The 21262-nt window shown below is 70.5% G+C and carries 19 protein-coding genes; 9 read left to right on the top strand and 10 right to left on the bottom strand.

Annotated elements, in window-relative coordinates; genetic code table 11:
• The first annotated feature begins 31 nt into the window (after positions 1-31).
• Positions 32-598: a Uma2 family endonuclease gene (locus ACZ7L7_RS24990; protein ID WP_093719545.1), complete on the top strand. Its 567-nt coding sequence runs from the start codon at positions 32-34 to the stop codon at positions 596-598.
• Positions 599-707: 109 nt separating this feature from the next.
• On the opposite strand, the gene ACZ7L7_RS24985 is transcribed toward ACZ7L7_RS24990, so the two are convergent.
• From ACZ7L7_RS24985 to ACZ7L7_RS24955, 7 genes are all read right to left on the bottom strand, one after another.
• Positions 708-1181, bottom strand: coding sequence for a Cif family virulence factor (locus tag ACZ7L7_RS24985; protein ID WP_285516145.1), 474 nt, complete (start codon positions 1179-1181; stop codon positions 708-710).
• Between the two features lie 79 nt (positions 1182-1260).
• A complete protein-coding gene (locus ACZ7L7_RS24980) occupies positions 1261-1599 on the bottom strand; it encodes a transcriptional regulator (protein WP_472077197.1) in 339 nt (112 codons plus the stop codon).
• Positions 1596-2042 carry a hypothetical protein gene (locus ACZ7L7_RS24975; RefSeq protein ID WP_472077195.1) on the bottom strand — a complete coding sequence of 149 codons (447 nt, stop codon included), beginning with the start codon at positions 2040-2042 and terminating at the stop codon, positions 1596-1598. The genes ACZ7L7_RS24980 and ACZ7L7_RS24975 overlap by 4 nt, the downstream gene beginning before the upstream one ends.
• 401 nt (positions 2043-2443) lie before the next feature.
• Positions 2444-3751 carry a ferredoxin reductase family protein gene (locus tag ACZ7L7_RS24970; protein WP_285516141.1) on the bottom strand — a complete coding sequence of 436 codons (1308 nt, stop codon included), beginning with the start codon at positions 3749-3751 and terminating at the stop codon, positions 2444-2446.
• 255 nt (positions 3752-4006) lie between these two features.
• Entirely contained in the window at positions 4007-4609 is a 603-nt protein-coding gene (locus tag ACZ7L7_RS24965; protein WP_285516140.1) for a TetR/AcrR family transcriptional regulator, read from the bottom strand.
• A 187-nt stretch (positions 4610-4796) separates the two neighbouring features.
• Positions 4797-6458 carry a cellulase family glycosylhydrolase gene (locus ACZ7L7_RS24960; RefSeq protein ID WP_472077193.1) on the bottom strand — a complete coding sequence of 554 codons (1662 nt, stop codon included), beginning with the start codon at positions 6456-6458 and terminating at the stop codon, positions 4797-4799.
• A 116-nt stretch (positions 6459-6574) separates the two neighbouring features.
• The gene (locus ACZ7L7_RS24955; RefSeq protein ID WP_472077191.1) at positions 6575-7837 is read right to left on the bottom strand and encodes an MFS transporter; all 1263 of its coding nucleotides are present in this window, start codon (positions 7835-7837) and stop codon (positions 6575-6577) included.
• 71 nt (positions 7838-7908) lie between these two features.
• Here ACZ7L7_RS24955 and ACZ7L7_RS24950 point away from each other — a divergent pair, with 71 nt between their 5' ends.
• The 3 genes from ACZ7L7_RS24950 (at position 7909) to ACZ7L7_RS24940 (ending at position 10647) form a co-directional block, all read left to right on the top strand.
• Positions 7909-8955: an ArsR/SmtB family transcription factor gene (locus tag ACZ7L7_RS24950; protein ID WP_453605099.1), complete on the top strand. Its 1047-nt coding sequence runs from the start codon at positions 7909-7911 to the stop codon at positions 8953-8955.
• Between the two features lie 254 nt (positions 8956-9209).
• Positions 9210-9719, top strand: coding sequence for a glutathione peroxidase (locus ACZ7L7_RS24945; protein WP_472077189.1), 510 nt, complete (start codon positions 9210-9212; stop codon positions 9717-9719).
• Between the two features lie 55 nt (positions 9720-9774).
• The gene (locus ACZ7L7_RS24940; protein ID WP_472077187.1) at positions 9775-10647 is read left to right on the top strand and encodes a MerR family transcriptional regulator; all 873 of its coding nucleotides are present in this window, start codon (positions 9775-9777) and stop codon (positions 10645-10647) included.
• A gap of 469 nt (positions 10648-11116) precedes the next feature.
• Here ACZ7L7_RS24940 and ACZ7L7_RS24935 read toward each other — a convergent pair whose 3' ends face one another.
• The 3 genes from ACZ7L7_RS24935 to ACZ7L7_RS24925 form a co-directional block, all read right to left on the bottom strand.
• Positions 11117-11308, bottom strand: coding sequence for a DUF397 domain-containing protein (locus ACZ7L7_RS24935; RefSeq protein ID WP_093719550.1), 192 nt, complete (start codon positions 11306-11308; stop codon positions 11117-11119).
• 217 nt (positions 11309-11525) lie between these two features.
• Positions 11526-12383 (bottom strand): helix-turn-helix domain-containing protein, encoded by an 858-nt coding sequence (locus ACZ7L7_RS24930; RefSeq protein WP_093719551.1) that lies wholly within the window; start codon positions 12381-12383, stop codon positions 11526-11528.
• A gap of 301 nt (positions 12384-12684) precedes the next feature.
• Positions 12685-13440 (bottom strand): GOLPH3/VPS74 family protein, encoded by a 756-nt coding sequence (locus tag ACZ7L7_RS24925; RefSeq protein WP_285516134.1) that lies wholly within the window; start codon positions 13438-13440, stop codon positions 12685-12687.
• Positions 13441-13810: 370 nt separating this feature from the next.
• On the opposite strand from ACZ7L7_RS24925, the gene ACZ7L7_RS24920 reads away from it, so the two are divergent.
• The 5 genes from ACZ7L7_RS24920 (at position 13811) to ACZ7L7_RS24900 (ending at position 21248) form a co-directional block, all read left to right on the top strand.
• A complete protein-coding gene (locus ACZ7L7_RS24920; protein ID WP_472077184.1) occupies positions 13811-16216 on the top strand; it encodes a D-alanyl-D-alanine carboxypeptidase in 2406 nt (801 codons plus the stop codon).
• Positions 16217-16490: 274 nt separating this feature from the next.
• Positions 16491-18359 (top strand): MFS transporter, encoded by a 1869-nt coding sequence (locus ACZ7L7_RS24915; RefSeq protein ID WP_472077182.1) that lies wholly within the window; start codon positions 16491-16493, stop codon positions 18357-18359.
• Between the two features lie 71 nt (positions 18360-18430).
• Entirely contained in the window at positions 18431-19345 is a 915-nt protein-coding gene (locus ACZ7L7_RS24910; RefSeq protein WP_472077180.1) for a hypothetical protein, read from the top strand.
• Between the two features lie 101 nt (positions 19346-19446).
• The gene (locus ACZ7L7_RS24905; protein ID WP_472077178.1) at positions 19447-20289 is read left to right on the top strand and encodes a hypothetical protein; all 843 of its coding nucleotides are present in this window, start codon (positions 19447-19449) and stop codon (positions 20287-20289) included.
• A gap of 173 nt (positions 20290-20462) precedes the next feature.
• Entirely contained in the window at positions 20463-21248 is a 786-nt protein-coding gene (locus ACZ7L7_RS24900) for an SDR family oxidoreductase (protein WP_472077176.1), read from the top strand.
• Positions 21249-21262 lie beyond the last annotated feature (14 nt).

Here is a 21262-nt window from a genome sequence, read left to right as displayed (position 1 = left end):
GGCCCGCCGCACAGTGTCCGGGAGGTGCTTCATGACGGCCGAGATGGTGGCCCCGGCATGGATGCATGAGCAGATCACGGCGGAGGAGTACGACTCCTGGTCCGAGGAGCAGTGCGCCGGTATCGAGATCGTGGACGGGATGGTCGTCGTGAGTCCGAGTGCGTCCAAGCGGCACAACCGGTTGGCCCGGATTCTGGCGAATTCCCTGGACGCCGCCGCAGGCCCGGAGTGGAACGCCGACACCGACTTCGATGTCCGTCTTCAGGACGTCCCGCTGACCAATCGCCGCCCGGACGTGGTCGTGTACCGCGCGGACACGATCGACATCACCCCCACCCGCCCCGAGCACGTGCTGCTGGTCGCGGAGGTGGTGTCGCCGGGGTCGGAGACCACCGACCGGATCGTGAAGGTCGACCAGTACGCCAAGGCGGGCATCGGCTTCTACTGGCGGATCGAGCAGGCCGCGACAGGCGTTCCTCTCGTGTACACCTACGTTCTCGACCCGGCGACGAAGACCTACCGGGACGGTGACGTCTTCACCGGCGTCCTCAAGGTCGCGGCCCCCTTCCCGGTGGAGATCGACCTCGGCCAGGTCTGATCACGCGCTGCTCCGCAGTCGGGCCTGCGGTGCTTCCAATATGGCCCGAGTCGACCACGTCAACGCACCGAAGGCGAACAGCATCGTGCCCGCGGTCACGCCGCGCCGCTCAACGAGACCAGTGAAGGAAGCGGGTCGAAGCAGGCTGCTTTCCCGGAGTGTTGGGCTGTCCGGTGAAGACCACGAGGTGCCAGGTGTCGCCGCCCTCCCGTGTCACCGTGAAGGTGTCCTTGAGGGGCGTTCCCTTGGCGTCCACCGCCAGGAGGCGGGCCGAGCCGGTGTCCGGTCCCATGTCCTGCTCGATCCGCAGGTCCTTGATCTTCCATCCCCGCCCGCCCCGTTCGGCGAGTATCGTCGCGGCCTCCTGCCGTGACCATGCCTTGTCCTCGACCCCGCCGGCCGCGATCAGAGCGCTGACGTTCCGGGAGTTGAGCGCGTCGACGTAGGCTTCGACGGCCTGTCGAGGTCCGTCGGTCGAGCCCGAACCCGCAGCGCTGGGCTGCTCGTTCTGCGGCGAGCAGCCGACGACGACAGCGGTGGCCGACACGGTGGCCAACAGGGCCAAGAGGTGCCGACGTTTCACAGAAGACTCCTCAGTTGAGCGAGCATGACTCTCCCGGGCGACGGTGTCCCGCCCTCGGAATGTCCAGTCCCCTACCCCGTCAGTCACCAGACGACTCGGAACTCTGCGCGCCAGCCTGCTGAGCCGCCTCGGCCAGCGACTGGAGTGCGGCCATGTGGGCGGTCAGGGCTGTGCGGCCCTGGGTGGTCAGGGACAGCCAGGTGCGGGGGCGCTTGCCGATGTAGCCCTTGCGGATACGGACGTAGCCCGCCGATTCCAGGGCCTGGGCGATGCGGCTGACGCTGGCGTCCGAGAGGGCGCAGTAGTCCCGCACCGCCGCGAACTCCGCCTCGGCGCAGCCCGAGAGGAACGCCATGAACTGGAGGCGGGTGGGGTGGTGGATCGCCTCGTCCAGTCCCTGTGGGGGGTGTCCGCTCATGCGCTTCTCCGGTCGCCGGCGGTGGCGTTCCGCCATACGCTCACGGCCCATAGCGCGGCTCCGCCCAGTACGGCGGAGGTCACGGCGCCTGCTGTGCGGCCTGCGGGGAGGGCGGCGAGCCAGCCGATCGCGTAGGCCGTGATCGGGACGGTCTCCGACAGCAGCCGGACCTTGAGCGGTCGGCTCGCCGGCCAGGCGACCACGCCTCCGCTGCGGACGGCCACGACGTGCACGGCGAGGAAGAGCACCGTGGCCAGCAGCGCGGCGCTCAACGCGGCGGTCCCGGTGAACCCGAAGTACAGCGCGGCCGCCACGGCGAACAGGACACCCCGGGCGGGGCCGAACCAGGCCGGGGTCTGCGGCACGGCGGCCAGCCTGGCCTCCTCGGCCGCGCGAAGTGCCGCGGCAGCTTCCTCGGCCGTCCAGGCACGGGCATCGGACATGACGCATCCTTCCGGTTGATCAAGTACCTCCATCATGGCATCTACTTTTGCCATACGAAAGTACTTTCACAGACTCCCGGAGCGCCTGTTCGTGGTCTTGATCGCTCGTGCTGGTGAGATCACCCCACGTCCTGCAACCGGGTTCTGCCGGGCGCAGTTGTCCTCTGTGTTCAGCACGAATACGCACGGGGGGCAAGGATGCGGCGCGCAGGGGACGTCCGGCGGCGGGTGGGAGTCGCTGGCTTCCTGGCCGGTGTTGTCGCGGCTCTCGCCTTCTTCGCCTCTGTCCGGGGCTGCCGCGCGTCATCGACCTGGGTGCCGTTGTGGTGGCCCTCGCGGCGGGCGCGCTGGCTCGTTGGGGCTGCCAGGCCCGGCTGGACAGAAGGCGAAGGAGGTAGTTCTCAGCCCATCCCGAAGCGTTCCGCGTGGAGTTGGTTCTGGGGGACGCCCAGGGCGCGGAGGGATGTGAGGACCGTCTTGGTCATGGGGTCGGGGCCGCAGACGTAGATGTCCCGGGTGGTGATGTCGGGGACGTAGTGGTGCAGGGCCTCCGGGGACAGGGGCGGGGTCGCGTGGTCCGAGGTGCGGCCTGTGAGGAGGTGGAGGCGGGCTCCCTGTTGGGTGGCCAGGTGGCGGAGTTCGTTCAGGAGGACCGCGTCCGCCTCGCTGCGGACCCGGTAGAGGATCACCGTGTCGGCGCCCGGGGGCTGTTCCTCCAGGAGGGAGCGGATGGGCGTCACTCCCACTCCGCCCGCTACCAGGAGGGCTCCGGGGCGGGTGCGGTGCAGGGAGGTGAAGGCGCCGTACGGGCCCTCGACGAAGGCTCGGGAGCCCGGGGCGAGGTTGCGCAGGCCCGCGCTGGTTGTGCCGACTGCCTTCGCGGTGAGGCGCAGGCCTTGGCCGCCCGGGGCAGCGGAGAGGGAGAAGGGGTTGGCCGTCCACCAGTTGTTGTGGCCGGGGAAGCGCCAGATGCAGAACTGGCCCGCGCGGGCCGGGAACTTGTCCAGGTGGCGGCCCGTTACATAGACCGAGACCGCGTTCAGGGACTCGGGTACGACCGCCACTACCCGGAACTGGTGGTACGCGTTGCGCCACAGCGGAATCAGCAGCCTCCCCGTCAGCAGCGCACCGAAGGAGAACAGCCAGAGGATCCACCAGTACGCCTCCGCGAAGGACGAGGAGGTGAAGGTCGTCGTCTCTTCCAGCTGGTGGTAGAAGGCCAGGCCCAGGGCCACGTAGATGAGGAGGTGCAGGGCGTGCCAGACCTCGTAGCGCAGACGGCGGCGCAGGGGGCGGGTTGAGACCACGGCGATCAGGGTCAGCGTCGCCGCTGCCAGCATGCCGACCAGGGATGCCGGGACTCCGCTCAGCGCCTTGAACGTCTTCGCCATCGAGGTGTCGTCCAGGATCGCGAAGCCCAGGACCACGAGGGTGGCGTGGGTGAGGACCGTCCACAGGAGGGTGAAGCCGACCCAGCGGTGCCAGGCCGTCAGGCGGTCCATGCCGATACGGCGGTCCAGCCAGGGGATCCGGGCCACCAGGAGCAGTTGGAACAGCAGCAGTAGCGCCGCGTGCAGGCCGAAGAACTTCGCCACCGTCAGGACGTTGTTCTTGCCCTCACCCGCCGTGAAGAACAGCGCCTCCACGATGGCCCCGTTGACCAGTACGAACGCCCACATCACCCAGCGGGCGGCGTCCACCGGAGCCATGCTGCTCGTGCCTCGCACGGCATTGCTCGCCGTCGCCATGGTTGCCTCACATCCCCCCAAGGCCGCAGCTGCGCGGCCGTATGCACAAACCTCAGGCAGATCGAGTCGTTCGTCCTGATCGGCACCGGCTGGGGCGGACTCCGCCGCCGTGGCCGGTTCGTTGGGTCAGCAGGATATGCGGCTCGATCTGGTATTGATACGGCGCGCGCGGGCGTTTTGTTCACTTCCCTTCGCGCCTCCCGGGGGTGGCCGCCGTCAGGGGTTGCGTACGGCGCTCGCGATCAGTGACTCCAGCTGATTCGCCGTGTCGTCCAAGGGCTGGATGGTGCGGCGTGCCCTGCACAGGGCCACTGTTCCCTCCACCGCCGCCACGACCAGCGTCGCCAGTTGTGCCGCCTGGGCCGGGGGTGCGCCGTGGGTCCGGAGGGATGTCGCCAGGAGGTCCTCCCACTCGGTGAAGACCTGCGCCGCCGCTTCCAGGGGTGGCGGGATTTCGTCGGTCTGGGGTTCCTCGATCGCCACCGCCAGGACCGGGCAGCCCGCGTGGAAGTCGCTCTCCACGACGATCCCGCGCCAGAGGGAGAGGAACGCGCGCAGTCCCTCCACCGGGCCCGCCTCCAGTTCCTTGCGCAGACGGCGGGACACCCACTCGCCCGTGTAGCGGACGGCCTCGGTGGCCAACTGCTGCTTGCCCTCGGGGAAGTAGTGGTACGTCGAGCCCAGCGGCGCCTTGGCGTGCTTGGCCATCTCACGGATGCTCGTGGCGCTCAGGCCGCGCCGGCTGATCATGTCGGCGGCGCCTGCCACGATGCGGTCCCGCGAGGGCGCGGGGTCCTTCCTCTCTCTCGGCGGTGTCATGGGGTGGGCTCCCTCGGGTGATCTCGTGTTCCGGTGCTCGTGAGCTGCACGTGCACGTACACCGTCTATGACGGTCGTCATAGGCTATCCCGAGGGCTTTCCTGTCTCCCCAGGGCTTTCCGGGCGTGGGAACCGGGAACGGGCCGGAGGCGAGGTGGCCCCTCGTCTCCGGCCCGGGTGGCCAGGGTCAGGCCGTGGTGCAGGTCGTGCCGTTCAGGGTGAAGGTCGACGGGGAACCGTTCGTCGCGTTCTTCGTGCCCGTGAAGCCCACCGATACCGAGCCCGCCGCCGGGATCGTGCTCGTCCACGGGGCCGAGGCCACCGAGACCGTGGCGCCGGTCCGGGTCGGGGTGCCGCCCCACATGTTGGTGACCGTCTGGCCGTCGGGGAAGGCGAAGGAGAGGGTCCAGCCGTTCACGGGGGTCGTGCCGGTGTTGCGGATGGTGAGGTCGGCCTGGAAGCCGCCCGGCCATTCGTTGGTGACGCGGTAGGCGACCGCGCACGTGCCCGCGGGGGCGTCGTCCGTGGTGACCGTCACCGTGGCGGAGCGGGGGGAACGGTTGCCGGCCGCGTCACGGGCGTAGACCGCGAAGGTGTACGACGTGTTCGCGGTGAGGCCGGTGACCGTCGCCGTGCGGGTGGTGGAGGAGGCCGCCGCCGTCTCCGAGCCGCCGGTCACACGGACCACGTCGTACGCCGTCACGCCCACGTTGTCGGTCGCCGCGGGCCAGGTCAGCGTCACCGAGGTGGCCGTCTTCGCGGAGACCGTCGGGGTTCCGGGTGCCGTCGGGGCCTGGGTGTCGGGGGCGGAGCCGCCGAAGATCGTGGCCTCTTTCGACGTCTGGGCGATGCCGTTGGCGCCGTGGAAGATGCGCTGGCCCCAGGAGCTGAGCCGGGTGGGGTCGAAGTCGATGGCGAGGTCCAGGATGGGGTCGGTGTTGCCGCTCCAGGACCAGGCGAGGTATCCGAGGTCCAGGTTCTGGGCCGCGGCCATCATCGTGTCCTCGTCCGGGTCGCCCCACTGGTCCGCCGGGCCGCCGAACTCGCCTATGAGGATGGGGAGTTCGGCCGACACGAAGGCGTTCAGGTAGTCGGTGATCTCCGCCGCCGTGTCGTAGACGCTGTACATGTGGATGGAGAAGATCAGGTTGCCGGTGGTGTCCGCCGCGTAGACCGCTTGGGCGTTGGCGCGCATGACGTTCTGCCAGTCCTGGCCCCAGTTGGGGGCGTCCACCATGATCGTGTGCTGGAAGCCCGCGGCCCTCAGCTTCTGGATCGCGGCGATCGTCGGGGCTGTCCAGCCCTCGGGGTCGGTGTTGCCCCAGGGCTCGTTGCCGATGTTGACGATGACGTAGTCCTCCTGGCCGGCCAGGACGTCCTTCAGGCCGATCCAGTAGTCCGCCGCCGAGTCGAGCGTGGCGGCCGCCGACTCCTCGCCGTAGCCGGTGGTGTCGTGCACCTCCAGGACGCAGATCAGGCGGTTGGCCTTGCAGCCCGCGATGACGGCGGCGACGTCGTCGGGGGTGTTGCGGGTCCAGCGGTGGCCGTTGGACAGCACGACACGGACGCTGTTCGCGCCGAGAGCCTTGATGTCGGCGAGGGACTGGGTCTCGCCGGGGTACCAGGTGTGGGCGTGGTTCACGCCGCGCATCACGAAGTCGTTGCCGTTGGATTCGAGGAGGCGGCCGTCGCTGATGTGCAGACCGACGGCGGCGGGCTCTGCGGCAGCGGACTTCGCGGCGGCGGACTCCGCGGCCTCGGACGGGGGCGCGGCAAGGATCAGCAGGCCTAAGAGGGTGGCCAGAGCGGTGAGCAGTCTTGCCGGTGGGGAGCTCTTGTGTGTTCTCACTGCGACTCCTGAGGAAGTGAGGCACCGGAAGCGGGAGAAGGGCGGGGCGGGGGGAGGTGAAGCGGGAGGTGAAGTGGGAGCGCTCCCACACATGTAGCCGGGGCGACAGGAACACGTCAAGGCGCTGGACGTTCTTCGACTGTCTTCGACAGTTCCAGGGGTGCGCGCAGGCCCTTCGCCAGGGTGAGCGTGACGGTCAGCGACGCCGCCGCTACGACGGTCATCGCCGTCGCGGGGGACGTCAGTTGGGCCACCGCTCCGGCCAGCGTCGCGCTCACGCCCTGGAGCGTCAGCATCCCCGCCGAGTGCAGGCCAAGGGCGTGGCCGCTCAGGTCATCAGGGGTGAGCCGCAGCAGGCGCTCCTGCTGGATCAGGCTCGCGCCGAAACCGACCGAGGCCAGGGTCGCGGCGAGCGCGGCGAGCGGAACGGAGGGGTGCAGCGCGAAGAACGTGTACGGCGCGGCCAGCAGGATCAGCAGCGGCACGCCGAGCCGGGGGCGCAGGTGGGGTGGGACCAGGCGGCCCACGGTCACGTCGCCGATCAGCATGCCGAGGGCGGCGCAGGCGAACAGGGCGCCGGCGTGGTCGGGGGCGTAGGAGACGTAGAGCGATTCGCAGCCGACCACCAGGCCGTTGGGGATCCACAGGGCGAGGTAGACCGTGCGGCGGGGGCGGGAGGACCAGAGGACGGCGTTGGTGCGCCAGGTCGCGGTGATCGACGGGCGGCCGGTGGCGCGTGGGGGGCGGGGGGTGAGGCCGAGGCGGACTCCGGTGGCGGCGAGGGCGTACAGGAACGCGGCGAGGAGGAGGCAGGTCCGGGGGGTGAGGAGGGCGAGGAGGGCGCCGCCGAGGGCGTAGCCGGTGATCTGGGTGATGCCGCTCATCATGTTGAAGACCGAGCGGCCCAGCAGGTAGCCGTCCTTGGCGAGGATCTCGTTCAGCAGGCCCCAGCGGACTCCTCCGGCGGGCGAGGCGATCAGGCCCTGGGCGAGGAGGACGACGAAGACCGACCAGATCGGCAGGCCGGGGGTGGCGAGGACGGCGGTGGCCGTGGCGAAGGCCAGGGAGACGTAGGTCAGGGTCGCTCTCGGGGGGAGGCGGTCGGCGCCGGAGAGGAACAGGGTCGCGCCGAGCATCTGGGCCAGGGAGGGGCCGAACATGCTGATCGCCGAGAGGAGGGGGGAGTCGGTGGCCCGGTAGACGTGGGTGGCCAGGGCCAGGCCGCCGATGGTCTGGGCGGCGGTGTGGGCGGCGGAGGTGAGGAAGAGGGGGGTGAATTCGGGGGTGCGGAAGAGGGATTGGTAGGTGGGGTGGGGGTGGGGTGTCGGCTGGCTCTGAGTGGGTTGGCTGTTGGTGGGCTGGTTGTTGGTGGATGGCATGTCCGGGAGTTTCCGGGGGTGGTCGCGGGGGTCGTTAATGTTTCGCGCAGGTGCGAAAGGTGGGGGTGGCTGTGGGGTGGTGGCAGGTCAACGCGGATACGTTGGCGCGGAGTCGGTTCGTGTTGTCGCCGCTGGCGGAGACGTTCGCCTGTTTGAAGCTGCTGCATGCGGGGGTGGGGGCGCATCCCGGGGAACAGGAGTGGCTGCGGGCTCATCTGCCGTCGTACCGGGCGCTGTTGGCTGCCGATCCGGTGACCGCCGCCTTGGTGCGGGCCGGGTTGGGGCGGGACTGGATCGCCGACTTTCTCACGCCCACGCCACGTGACGGGGAGTCCTTCGAGGACGGGGTCGCCCGGGTGCGGGCGGCAACGGCGGAGGAGGCCCTCGCGCATCTGTCGGTTTCGGTGGCGGGGCCGGTCCCCGCGGTGCTGGAGCGGGACGATCTGCCGTCGCGGGCGGCGGAGTTGCTCCGGTGGGTGTGGGAGTCGGCCGTACGGCCGGACTGGGAGCGGCGTCGGCGGGTGCTGGAGGCCGATGTGGTCGCGCGGACCGTGCAGGTTTCCCGGAGTGGGTGGGCGGCGGTGCTCGATTCCTTGCGGCCAGGGACGCGGTGGCTCGGGGAGAGTCGGTTCCAGGTCAATCGGCATGAGTATCCGCCTCGGGAGATCTCCGGGGCGGAGCTGGTGTTCGTGCCGGTGACTCCTGCGGTGGGGTGGGTGTCGTGGGAGGGGCGGGACCGGTATGCGGTGGTGTATCCGTGTGCGGGGGTGCTGGCTTCCTTTGAGGGGGGTGAGCGGGTGCCTTCTGGGTTGGGGGCGTTGTTGGGGCGGGCTCGGGCGGGGGTGCTGGTGCTGCTTGCTCGGCCTATGAGTACGACGCAATTGTGTGCGGTTACTGGGCAGGGGCTGGGGTCTGTGGGGCGGCATGTGCGGGTGTTGCTGGATGCGGGGTTGGTGGAGCGGTGGAGGGTGGGGAGGTCGGTGCTGTATGTGCGGACGGGGGTGGGGGATGTGTTGGTGGCGGGAGCGGGGGGTGGTGCCGGGGGTGGCGGTGCCGGGGGTGGCGGTGCCGGGGCCCGGGGTGCTGCTGGGCCCGGGGTGGGGGTGGACGTGGGGTAGGACGCGCGGCCCGGCGCTGGCGGGGTGCCGCTGCGCCCACCCGTGCCGCCCCAGCGGCACGACTGCCCGCAGCTCCGCAGGTTGAACGCGCCGTCGGCTCGGGTGGGCCTCGCCCGCGGCACGACTGCCCGCAGCTATGCGGGTCGGCGGTACCGGCTGCCCGCAGCTCTGCATGCTGAGTGGCGTGGCTGTCCGTGGTTCTGGGGATTGGGGCGCGGGCGGCTGGGTGAGGGGGGCGGGGCTAGCATCGCGGTATGGCTATGGATGGGAATGGTGGGTCGGTGCTGGACGTGGAGATCGGGGCGCTCTCCGGTGGGGACGCTCGGCTCGGGGAGTTGGCCGGGCGGGTTGTTCTTGTGGTGAACGTGGCCTCCAAGTGCGGGCTTACGCCTCAGTACTCGGGGCTGGAGAAGTTGCACGAGCAGTACTCCTCGCAGGGGTTCACCGTGCTCGGGGTGCCCTGTAACCAGTTCCTCGGGCAGGAGCCGGGGAGCGCCGAGGAGATCGCCGAGTTCTGTTCGGCCACGTACGGCGTGACCTTTCCCCTGACCGAGAAGGTCGAGGTCAATGGGGAGGGGCGGCATCCCCTGTACGCGCGGCTCGTCGACGTCGCCGACGGGGACGGGTACAGCGGGGACATCCGGTGGAACTTCGAGAAGTTCCTGATCGGGCGGGACGGGCAGGTCGTCGGGCGGTTCTCGCCGCAGACCGAGCCCGAGGCGCCCGAGCTGGTCGCCGCGATCGAGGCGCAGCTCGCCGGTTGACCTTGCCCTTGGGGCAGAGCCGAACCTCCGTCTCACCGGGCGGACGGACCGCCCGGTGACGGAGGATGAGGCCGTGGACGAGGACGAACTGCTCACCATCGGCGCGTTCGCCGCACGGGCCCGGCTGTCGGCCAAGGCGCTGCGGCTGTACGACCGGCTGGGGCTGCTGTCCCCGGCGCATGTCGATGAGGTCAGCGGTTACCGCTACTACCGTCCCGCCCAGATCGAGCGGGCCCGGCTCGTGGCACTGCTGCGGCAGCTGGACATGCCGCTCGCCCGCGTCGCCGAGGTCGTCGAGGCCCCGGACGGGGCGGCGGCGGCCGGGCTGCTCGACGCGTACTGGGCGGACGTGGAGACGCGGATCGCCGGGCAGCGGACACTCGCCGAGTACCTCCGTGGACGTCTGTCCGGGAGGAGTTCCGACATGTACGGGAAGTTCGAGGTCGAGACGGCGGACGTGCCGGAGCAGGTGGTGATCACCGAGACGCGGCATGTGCTGGCCGGTGAGCTGCCTGCCTGGATCGGCTCTTCGCTGGGGCGGCTGGAGTACGGGGCGCGGGAGTGCGGCGGCGTCGCCGGCGCGCCGTTCGTCGTCTATCACTCCGACGTGTCCATGGAGAGCGACGGGCCCGCCGAGGCGTGCGTGCCGGTGGCCGACGAGGCCGCCGCCCGGGCCTGGGTGGAGAAGCAGGGGCGTGCCTACGCGGTGAAGGTGCGGGTGGAGCCCGCCCAGCGGGTCGCCTACACCCGGATCACCAAGGCGCAGGTCGCCCATCCGCAGATCCTCGCCGCCTTCGAGGCGGTGGAGGAGTGGATCCCCGGGCAGGGGCTGCGGATGGCCGGGCCCTGCCGGGAGATCTACTTCGCCGACTGGGATGCGGCGGGTCCGGAAAACGACGTGTGCGACGTCGCCTTTCCGGTGGTCTGATCTCTGAGGGGTGGGTCCGGCTCCGGCTCGTGCGTCGCTGAGGGCCCTGGGCCTCGTATCCGGTCATCCGGATCGATGAGCTGCCGCCCGGCGGAGTGCTTCGGCCTCCGCCGGGCAGTGGCTCTCCGGGCGGGCCGGTCATCGGGTATCCGGTACCGGGAGGACCGTGACCCGTATCCGCCACTCGTCCGGGCGGTCGATCAGTGGGGCGATCGGCCGACCGCTGATGGCGCAGGTCCCTCGGTGGTCCATGGCCGAGCAGTCACGTGAGTGGGTCGGTCAACGGGGCAATTGGCAAGTTACGGCCACCACGCCCCACCAGCACTCAGCCCCCGCCCCCAGCCACCCCCGACCCCCACCCACAAGCCGAGCCCCCTCGGCAAGGACGGCGGGCTGGTCGAGAGGGCTCTTGAGTGTGCTTGTGGAGTTGTCAATTGTCATGGGGAGCGGCTCGGAGGAGCGGCCCCCTCTACGACTTGACCGAGGCCACGAACGTGTTCCACGCGCTCGCGGGGAACGCCAGGACGGGGCCGTCGGTGACCTTCGAGTCCCGGACGGCCATTGCCGACACGACAGGGGACTTGATCTCGACGCATGCGCCATTGCCCTGCGAGTACGAGGACTTGACCCACGTGTCCGTGACACCCTGCTTGATTGCCATTTTCGCTCCGGTAGCCAGTTGCTGAGTTGCTGTCGCATGCCGTGCGGGACACGCTGTCCGCACGACACGTTTGCGCCAATCGGTGTTCCTCGATGGCGTGATCGACGCTACTCGCCAACTTTGATGCGCGGAGCGACTATTCACTCGACTGGATGGCATATTCCGGCTGAGACTTCCGCAAAAGCGGGGCGCTGGTGTATCTTTCGGCGCCGTCAGATCAGCGGGCGTAATCCTTGGCCACCTTGGTGATGAATTCCCGGCTCTGGTCCGCGTTGAGCGCCTGAGCCCTCAAGTGCTCGTACATCACGCTGTACTTCTGCACATCCTGCGCCTTCTCCAGGTACAGGTCGCTGGTGACGCCCTCGATGTAGACGACGCTGGAGTCGGCGGCGTCCGGGAACTCCAGGATCGCGTACTGACCGCTCACCCCCGGATGCGCGCCCATCGCGAACGGGATCAGCTGCACGGTGACGTGCGGCAGCCGGGACATCTCGATGAGGTGCTCCAGCTGCTCGATCATCACGTGCCGGCTGCCGACCTCGCGGCGCAGCGCCGCCTCGTCCAGGACGGCCCACAGGCGCAGCGGGTTCTCCGGGGCAGAGATACGTTCCTGTCGACGCAGCCGCACCTGTACGCGCTTGTCGATGTCGCCCGGGGTGACCTCCGGGAGCGCGCCCGTGATCAGGGCCTCGGCGTAGCTCTTGGTCTGGAGCAGACCGGGCACGACCTGGGGGTCGTACACACGCAGGCTCGCCGCGTCCGTCTCCAGGCCGATGTAGACGCTGTACGGGATGTCGCCGAAGGAGTGCCACCAGCCCTGCTGGCGGGAGTCCTTGGCCATCTGCATCAGCGAGTCGACGATCCGGACGTCCTCGACCTCGTACACCCCGCACAGATCGCGGACGTCGCGCTGGCTGATGCTGCGGCGGCCGTTCTCCAGACGGCTGATCTTCGACTGGGAGACCAGAAGCCGCTCGGCCACTTCCTCGGCGGTCATGCCCTTGAGCTCGCGGAGCCGGCGCAACTCCTGACCCAGTCGGCGGCGCCTGACAGTGGGATTGACATTGGACGCCACGGGACGTGCACCTCCGGCTGCATGAACTGCTGCTTGCGACTTTGCGTATCTGCTGTTGAGCAGACTGCCACCAAGGTGCTTTCTACCGCTGGAAAACGATGGATATGCGCTGCATACACGCCAGTTCGGGCCGTGGCGTGAGGTTTCCCGAACATGCGGCCGCGCGGGGCGGCGGGACCGTGTCGTCGTCCGGACACTACGGTCCCGTCGCCCCGCGCGGACCAGCGGCTCCCGTACCGGGTCTGGGGGACGGTGCACGCTCGGTGCGGCCGTGGACGGCGCTACGTCGTGGAACTGCGGCTCAGTGCGCCACGACGCGTGCCATCGGGCCTCGGCGGGGCTGCATCGGAACACCGCGAGAGGGTTCCGCTGCCGCCCTGCCACCGGGGGCCGGCTGGCGGCCTGCCGGTGCGGGGCTGCGGCGCGGCTGGGCCGCGACGCCGTTCTGGACGTCCATCACCGCGTGCGCGACGAGACCGCCCATGGGGTCGTGCCTGATCAGGTCCCGTAGCCGGGAGCGGGACGAGCGTCCCTCGTTCCCCGGGTACAGGTGCTTGCCGAGACCGACCGCGTGGGCCAGTGCGGCGAGCGCTGCGGTCCGTGGGTCCGGCGGTACGCCGGTCCGGATCGCGTTGTCCAGCCGGGCCCTGATCTCCCGGCTGATGGCGGTGTCCGTTGCCTGGTAGCGCGTCGTCGGCAGCACCCCGCACATCTGTCCCGGCACGGCGGCGACCATGCCGCACCGCTCCAGATGCGAGAGGTACGTCTGACGCAGGCCCAGGCGCGGCCCGCCGATCCAATGGACGGCACGCACGGGAGCGCCACGCCTGCGCAGCAGCTCCAACGCACAGTCCAAAGTCGGATCTCCAGTCGGCCGTGGCACGACCACGGCGATACGATCCCCGTCTGGGGCTATCCGTCCGGCCAGCGCCAGCTCCACTAGCTGTGCTCCGGCCAGACCGAGGTCGAGCGACTGCGGCTGTGCAGTGGTACCCGTGGCCGGGTCCAGTGCCAGCAGCAGAAGCTCCTCCGGAAGTGTTCTGCGGCTCCTGCCCATCCATGCCTCCCCGCGTGGATGAATGACAGGGTGACCCCTCTCACATTGGTCTGTCGAGGGTGCGTGACCTGTTTGTAGTGGAACCAGTAGGTATGTCGTTCTCGTCTACGGGTTCGGTTTAGCCCGCACACAGGACACTGGTACATGGTTCGGACAGCGCCGCGAAGCGGTGTTCCGGGCGGCTGCGGCTCATACAACCACGGCTACATCACGGCGGTTCACGGTTTAGGAGGCATCGGTGGCGGGCGAGTCCCCCGACAGTTCGAAGCAGCGCGAGTCGTCGGCAGAACCGACGTCGGGGAGCGCGGGTTCGGTTCCGGAAGCGCGCAACCAATCCGCCGATCCCCGCCTCGCGATCACCCGCGCCGGCGTGGACACGGCAACCCGCGTCCTGTCACCCCGCGACCTGGCGGCGGCCCGCGCCGCGGAGTCGGATACGGATACGGACACGGACTCGGACACGGATACGGATACGGCCCAGGCCGAATCGACCGAGGACGAGCCGAAGGCCGAGGGCGGGTCGAACCAGGCCGAGGGCGGGTCGAACCAGGCCGAGGCCGAGTCCGCCGAAGCCCGAACCGATGCCCGAACCGAGGCCAAGGCGGAAGCCAAGGCAGAGGCCGAGGCCGCGCCCCGGGCCGAGTCCAACGGCGACGACCGCCTGCGCGCCGCTGTGGCGGCCTGGGTGGCCACGGGTGACTCCGGGGCCGGTGGTGCCGGTGGTGAGGCCGACAGCGAGGCTATGGGCGGCAGCGGGGCCTCGACGGACCGTGAAGGCACCGACGGCTCCGCCTCCTCCGCGGAGGAGGACGCCGGGGCGGACGGGGACGACGCCGCTACGGCCGTGGCGGACGCGGAGCCCGAGGCTGAGCCGGAGCCCGGGGCTGACGCCGAGGTCGGGCCCGAGGACGAGCCCGAGGACGAGGGCCCCAAGGCCGACGCCGAGCCCGAGGACGCGAGCGAGGACGAGGACGCCGACGCGGCCCCCGTGGCCGACGCCGCGTCTTCCGGGGGCACCAAGGCGCCCGTGAGCGGCGCAACCCTCGTGATGGGCGTCAAGCCCGGCAGCGGCGCCGCGCCCAAGGCGGACGCGGTGCCCAAGGCGGACGCCGCGCCCAAGGCCGACGCCGCGCCCGAAGGCGACCGGACGCCCAAGGCGGACACCACCTCCCAGAAGCCGGAACCCCCCGCCAAGGTCGCGGACGCAAAGCCCGCGACCGACGACCAGGCCGCCGACGCCCAGGACTCCCCCGCCGCCAAGGGAGCCGTGGACCAGCCCACCACCGCCCTCCGCTTCGTCCCCCTGAAGTCGGACATCAGGTCGGAAGCCGCGCCGGAGGCCAGGCCCGCCGCCCGACCGACCACCGGTCCCGGCACCGGTCCGGGCACCGCGCCCGCCGCCCGGCCCGCGCCCGCCCCCGCCCCCGCCCCCGCCCCTGAGGTCACCACCGCCGTCCCCCAGGTCGGCCCCGAGCGCACCGCCCAGCAGCCGCTGCCGCCCAAGCCGCCGCTCGACCTGCTGGCCGAGCTGACGAACACCCCGCCCCCGCCGGAGACCCCGGTGCGGACGCTGGTGCGCCGGGTGAAGATCTGGACGCCGCTGGTGCTGCTGCTGGCCATCGTGTTCGCGGTCGTGCAGTCGATGCGGCCGCTGCCGGAGCCCACCCTCGACCTCACCGCGCAGGAGAGCTTCACCTTCGAGGGCGACAAGGTCGACATCCCGTGGCCCAGCGCCGGGCAGGCCGCGCTCGATGTGCAGGGGATCGGGTCGTTCGGGTCCTCCGGTGAGCAGAAGCCCGTGCCGATCGCCAGTGTCGCCAAGGTCATGACCGCGTACGTCATCCTGCGCGACCACCCGCTGAAGAGCGGCGAGGCCGGACCCAAGATCGAGATCGACCAGGCCGCCGAGGACCAGTCCGACGCCGGTCAGGAGTCCACCGTCGATGTCTTCGCCGGTGACTCGATCACCGAGCGCGAGGCGCTGCAGAGCATTCTGATCGCGTCCGCGAACAATGTCGCGCGGCTCCTGGCCCGGTGGGACGCCGGTTCGGAGGAGGCGTTCGTGAAGAAGATGAACGCCGCCGCCAAGGACCTCGGTATGAGCGACACGACGTACACCGACCCCTCGGGGCTCAACGACTCGACCGTCTCCACCGCCGTGGACCAGGTCAAGCTCGCCAAGGCCGCGATGGAGATGCCCGCCTTCCGCGAGGTCGCCGCGATGATGTCGTACGACGACTACAAGGGGAAGAACCACGGCAACTGGAACCAGCTCGTCGGCAAGAACAACGTCGTCGGCATCAAGACCGGGACCACCACCTCCGCCCTCGGCAACCTGGTGTTCGCCGCGAAGCAGGAGGTCGGCGGGGAGACGCGGACGATCATCGGTGCCGTGGTGCGCCAGCCGGACACCGGCCAGGGCATCCTCGCCGCCGCGCTCGACTCCGGTGACCAGCTGATCCGTGCCGCGCAGGGCGCGCTGGAGTCGGTGACGGTGCTGAAGAAGGGGGATGTCGTCGGGTATGTGGACGACGGTCTCGGTGGCCGGACCCCGGTCGTGGCGACCAAGGACGTGAAGGCGGCCGGCTGGTCGGGGCTGAAGGTCGAGCTGGACTTCGCCGCGGACGAGGTGCCGCACGAGGCGAAGGCCGGTACCAAGGTCGGCACGCTCACCGTCGGCGACGGCGGCACGGCGGGCGCGGTCAAGGTGCCGGTGGCGCTGCAGACCGATCTCGTCGAGCCCGGTTTCACCGACAAGCTGATCCGACTCGGCTGACCCGACTCGACTGAACCGACTGTGCTGAACCGACTGTGCTGAACCACCTCGGCTGCCCCGCGCAGCCAGGTAGCAACACCCACCGCCCGCAGCCCGTCGGCGGACGCCCCCGCCGGGGGAGCCGCCCGACGGGCTGCGTGCTAGCGTCACGAAACGGGTCAGGTCGTCGCCCACAAGGCACGATCGGTGAACCCTCAGGGACAGGGCCGACAACACGCGGGAAACGGGACGCGGCCAGAACAGAACACAGGACACCACGGGGAGTGCCTTAACGGTGGCCACCGCTGAGCCGACGCGCGCCGACCAAGCCGAACCGGGCCCGGGAACCGGCCCGCGAATACGCGTGCCCGAGACCGTATCCGAGTCCCCGCCCGAGCCCACCCCCGACGAGCCCGACGGGCCCGACGAAGAGCGGCGGACCTCACTCCTCCTCACCGTGCGTGAGCGGATGCTGCGTCACCCCGTGCTCTCCATCACCGCGCTCGCCGGTGTGCTGCACATCGTCTGGTTCTTCACCTTCGCGAACAGCGGCGGCGATCTCGCGGCCCAGGACGCCTGGGCGGAGTTCGTCGGACGGCACCCCGCCTCGGCGTACAACCTGGCCTGGTACGGCGGTATGCACCCGGTGTCGTACAGCGTGGTCTCGCCGTACCTGATGTCGGTGCTGGGCGTCCGTACGACGATGATGATCGCCGGGACCGTCTCCGCGGGGCTGCTCACCCTGGTGTTGCTGCGCAGCCGGGTCGTCCGTAATCCGCTGTGGGCCGCGCTGGCCGGGGTGTTCGCGCTGCTGTGCAACGCCGCCTCGGGCCGGGTGACCTACGGGCTCGGCACGATGTTCGCGCTGGGCGCGGTGGCGGCGGTGTTCTGCTGGCCGTACCGCTGGCGCTACAAGCGGTGGGCGAAGGCGCTGTGCGCGGCCCCGCTGGCGGCGCTCGCGACGATGGCCTCGCCGGTGGCCGGGCTCTTCGTGGGTCTGGTGGCGGTGGCCCTGTTCCTGCAGAAGCGGCGGCCCGGCGCCTGGGCGCTGGGGCTGGCGCCGAGCGCGGTGGTGGCCGTCTCCGCGTGGCTGTTCCCCTTCTCCGGCACCCAGCCGATGGCGATCACCTCGGCGATCCTTCCCTTCCTCTCCGCGCTGCTGGTGCTGCTGCTGGTGCCCAAGGAGTGGACGACGGTCCGGCTGACCTCGGCGGTCTATCTGCTGGCCGTGCTGCTGGTCTGGCTGATCAACTCGCAGATCGGCTCCAACATCACCCGGCTGTCGATGCTGTTCGCGGGGGTGGCGCTGGTGACGGCGCTGCCGTTCACGGTGCCGCGCTCGCGCAAGTGGTGGGCGACGGTGCTGGCGATCACCGGGTTCACGGTGTGGATCGGGGTGAAGACGGTGATCGACATCGTGCACACCACCCCGGCCGCCTCCTGGGCCCGTGAGCTGGCGCCGCTGGTCAACGAGTTGCAGGAGGTCGGCGCCGAGAAGGGCCGGGTGGAGGTCGTCCCGGCCGCCTCCCACCGCGAGGCCTCCGCGCTGGCGCCGTACGTGAACCTGGCCCGCGGCTGGAACCGCCAGGCCGACATGGAGCGCAACCCGCTCTTCTACGACGACACCCTGAACTCGGCGAACTACCGGGAGTGGCTCAAGCGGTGGGCGGTGCACTACGTGGTGCTGCCCAAGGACGAGCCCGACGGCGACGGCGGGCAGCGCGAGCGGGAGCTGGTGCAGCGCGGGATGCCGTATCTGAAGCAGGTGTGGGGCGACGCCAACTGGCAGCTGTTCAAGGTGCTGGACCCGGCGCCGCTGGCCGAGCCGAACACGGTGGTGGAGCGGGCGGACCAGGGCGAGTGGACGATGCGGGTGACCAAGCCGGGCCGGGTGCTGATCCGGATCCCGTACTCGCCGTGGCTGAGCATCGTCGACGAGAAGGGCGACAAGCTCGACCCTCCGGAGGAGACGGAGGCCTCCAAGGAGCGTCCGGAGGGCGAGCCGAAGACGTACGACAACGTCCACGGCTGTCTGATGGAGACCGAGGAGGACGCGCTGGGCGACAAGTGGACCATGCTGGTGGCCCCGAAGGCGGGCACCTACCGGCTGGCCGCGCCCTACGACGTGCCGCGCGGGACCCCCTGCCCGGACGAGCTGAGGTAGCACCCCGGACGGGCGGGACCGAAGCGGGCATGGGTCTCCTCATCTGACGCTCCGTCAGCTACACCGGAGGCATGACAGAAGACGACACCCACGGTCAGCCGCCGCACGCAGACGACACCCGCAGTCAGCCGCCGCACGCGGACGACACCCGCCTCCGCGGCTACGCCGAACTCGCCGCCGTCGGCCCCTACGGTCCCGGCCTCGGGCACGCCCTGATCACCATGGTCGAGCCGCATCCCGGCCGGGAGCGTGCCTACAACCGCTGGTACGAGGACGACCACTTCATCGCGGGCGCGATGGCCATGCCCTGGATGTTCGCCGGACGCCGCTGGGTCGCCACCCGCGACCTCCAGCTCCTGCGCTACCCCGGGACCTCCCGCGTGGCGCAGCCGGTGACGGCGGGCTGCTACATATCCGTCTACTGGATCACCGCCGGCCGCTACGCCGAGCACATGCGCTGGACCGTCGGCATCAACAAGCGCCTCAACCGCGACCACCGCGTCTTCCAGGACCGCACGCATGTCTTCACCGCCTTCCAGGACCACGCGGTGACCGTCTACCGCGACGGCGACGGCGGCCCGCGCGACATCCACGCCCTCGACCACCCCTACGCCGGACTCGTCGTCGAGGTCGTCGACGCCCACTCCCCCGACGGACGCGCCGACCTGCTCGCATGGCTGCGCGAGGACCACCTGCCCAAGCGCCTGGCGGGCTCCCCCGCCGCCATGGTCACCGTCTTCACACCGACGCCCCTGCCCGGCGACCGGATGACCTACGTCAAGCAGGTCGAGGGCGTCGGAACCCGGCTGACTCTCCTGTGGTTCCTCCAGCACGACCCCCGCGACGGCTGGCGGGAGCACTTCACCGGCCTGGACACGGCGGTGGCGGCCTCGGGGCTGGGTGAGGTGCAGTTCGTGGCGCCGTTCGTCCCCACGGTTCCCGGGACGGACCGGTACGTGGACGAGCTGCGCGGCACGGAACGGTAAAGAACGGAGAATCACGGGTAGTTGAACGGTCGCGGACCGTAACATCGCTGCCCCCGGGTGCTCGCGTACGAGGTTCCGGGTGGGGGCAGGGGGCGTTGGTCATGGCTTTGTTTTCGGCTGCGCTGCGCGCCGGTGTGTGCGCGGGGCTGCTCGGTGTGCTGCTGACGGGGTGCTCGGGCGGTGGTTCGTCCGGGTCGGTGGCGGCGGAGAGTTCGTCCGCGCCCGCGACGGACAGCGCCACGCCGTCGCCCACGAGCGGCGAGCCCGGCACCACGCCGCCGAGTCCCACGGTCGTCGAGAGCACGGACCCGCCCCCGGCGCCCACCACGGCCGACGTCCCGCTGAGCGCGCCCGCCGGGGCCGCCGCGCTGTGGGGCATGAAGTACAGCGGCACGGCGTCGGTCACGGTCGACGTGTACGACTACTGCACGCTGGACGGTTCGCGGCAGCTCTCGCAGTCCAAGACGTACTCCCTGAACACCACCCTGGACCTCGGCGAGCCGCGCGGCGGCGGGGGCGAGACCGAGGCGAACCCGTTCTCGCTGCTGTTCGCGGTGGGGCAGCCGTCCGAGGCGGGCGCGCTGTCCTTCTGGTCGTCGGCCGTCAGCACCGGTTCGAGCCAGGACCTGGCGGGCAACCCCCGGGACCCCAACCTCCTGCTCACCTACTGGGAGTTGGAGTGGAGCGACGGGCAGCTGAGCGGACGGCTCACCGACCCGCACACCGAGGAGGCCGTCGCCCTGAACCTGCTCAACTGGCCCAGTCCCCTGATGGCCTGCCGTCCCGAGTTCGGTGACATGCCGGGCGGCTTCCCGCACGCCCTGGCCGAGGGCACGACGCTCGACGGAAAGGTCGACGCCGGCGGCGCGGACCTGACCGCGCGGGGCAGCACCGGGGACGGGCAGTTGGAGTTCCGGCTGGAGTTCTCCGGGTCCTCGGCCTGATCCGCCGAGGACGGCTCCGGAGCCGTCGTCGGACGCCGGGAGTTCGGCTCCACCGTCACCACCGCGGCCCGGGCTGGTGGTGGACCTTCGAGAGGGCTGAGCGCCCGTTCCCCTTTGCGGCGGCCACCTCTATTCTGACGCTCCGTCAGATACGGCTCTCAGGAGGTGTCCGGATGTCACTGCTCACGGGCAGAACCGTGATCGTGTCGGGGGTGGGGCCCGGGCTCGGGCACCAGGTCGCGGCGGCGGTCGTGCGGGACGGCGGGAACGCGGTTCTCGGGGCGCGCACGGAGGCCAACCTCGCGAAGAGCGCGGCCGAGATCGACCCGGGCGGGGCGCACACGGCGTACCGGAGGACCGACATCACCGACGAGTCGCAGTGCGAGGCGCTGGCGGGGCTGGCGGTGGAGCGGTTCGGCCGGATCGACGGGGTCGTCCATGTGGCCGCGCTGGACAGCTACTTCGGCGGGCTCGCGGACGCGGACTTTGCGACCTGGCAATCGGTGCTGGACGTGAATCTGCTCGGCTCGCTGCGGATGACGCGGGCGTGTCTGCCCTCGCTGAAGGAGCGGGGCGGGTCGGTGGTGTTCATCGGGACGCAGTCGGCGGTGGCGGCACCCTCGCAGGTGCGGCAGGCGGCGTACGCGGCGTCCAAGGGGGCGCTGACCAGCGCGATGTACTCGCTGGCGCGAGAGCTGGGGCCGGACCGGATCCGGGTCAACACCGTGCTGCCGGGCTGGATGTGGGGACCGCCGGTGCAGGCGTACGTGCGGTTCGCGGCGCAGTCGGAGGGGCTCGGTGAGCCGGAGGTGCTGAAGCGGCTGACGGACCGGATGGCGCTGCCGGAACTGGCCACGGACGGTGACGTGGCGGACGCGGCGGTGTTCCTGGTGTCGGACCGGGCGCGGGCGATCACCGGCCAATCACTGCTGGTCAACGCGGGTGAGCTGATGCGATGAGTTCATATCCGTGA

This window comes from Streptomyces sp. NPDC110618, assembly GCF_055657065.1.
This window is presented reverse-complemented; position numbering and strand designations above follow the sequence as displayed.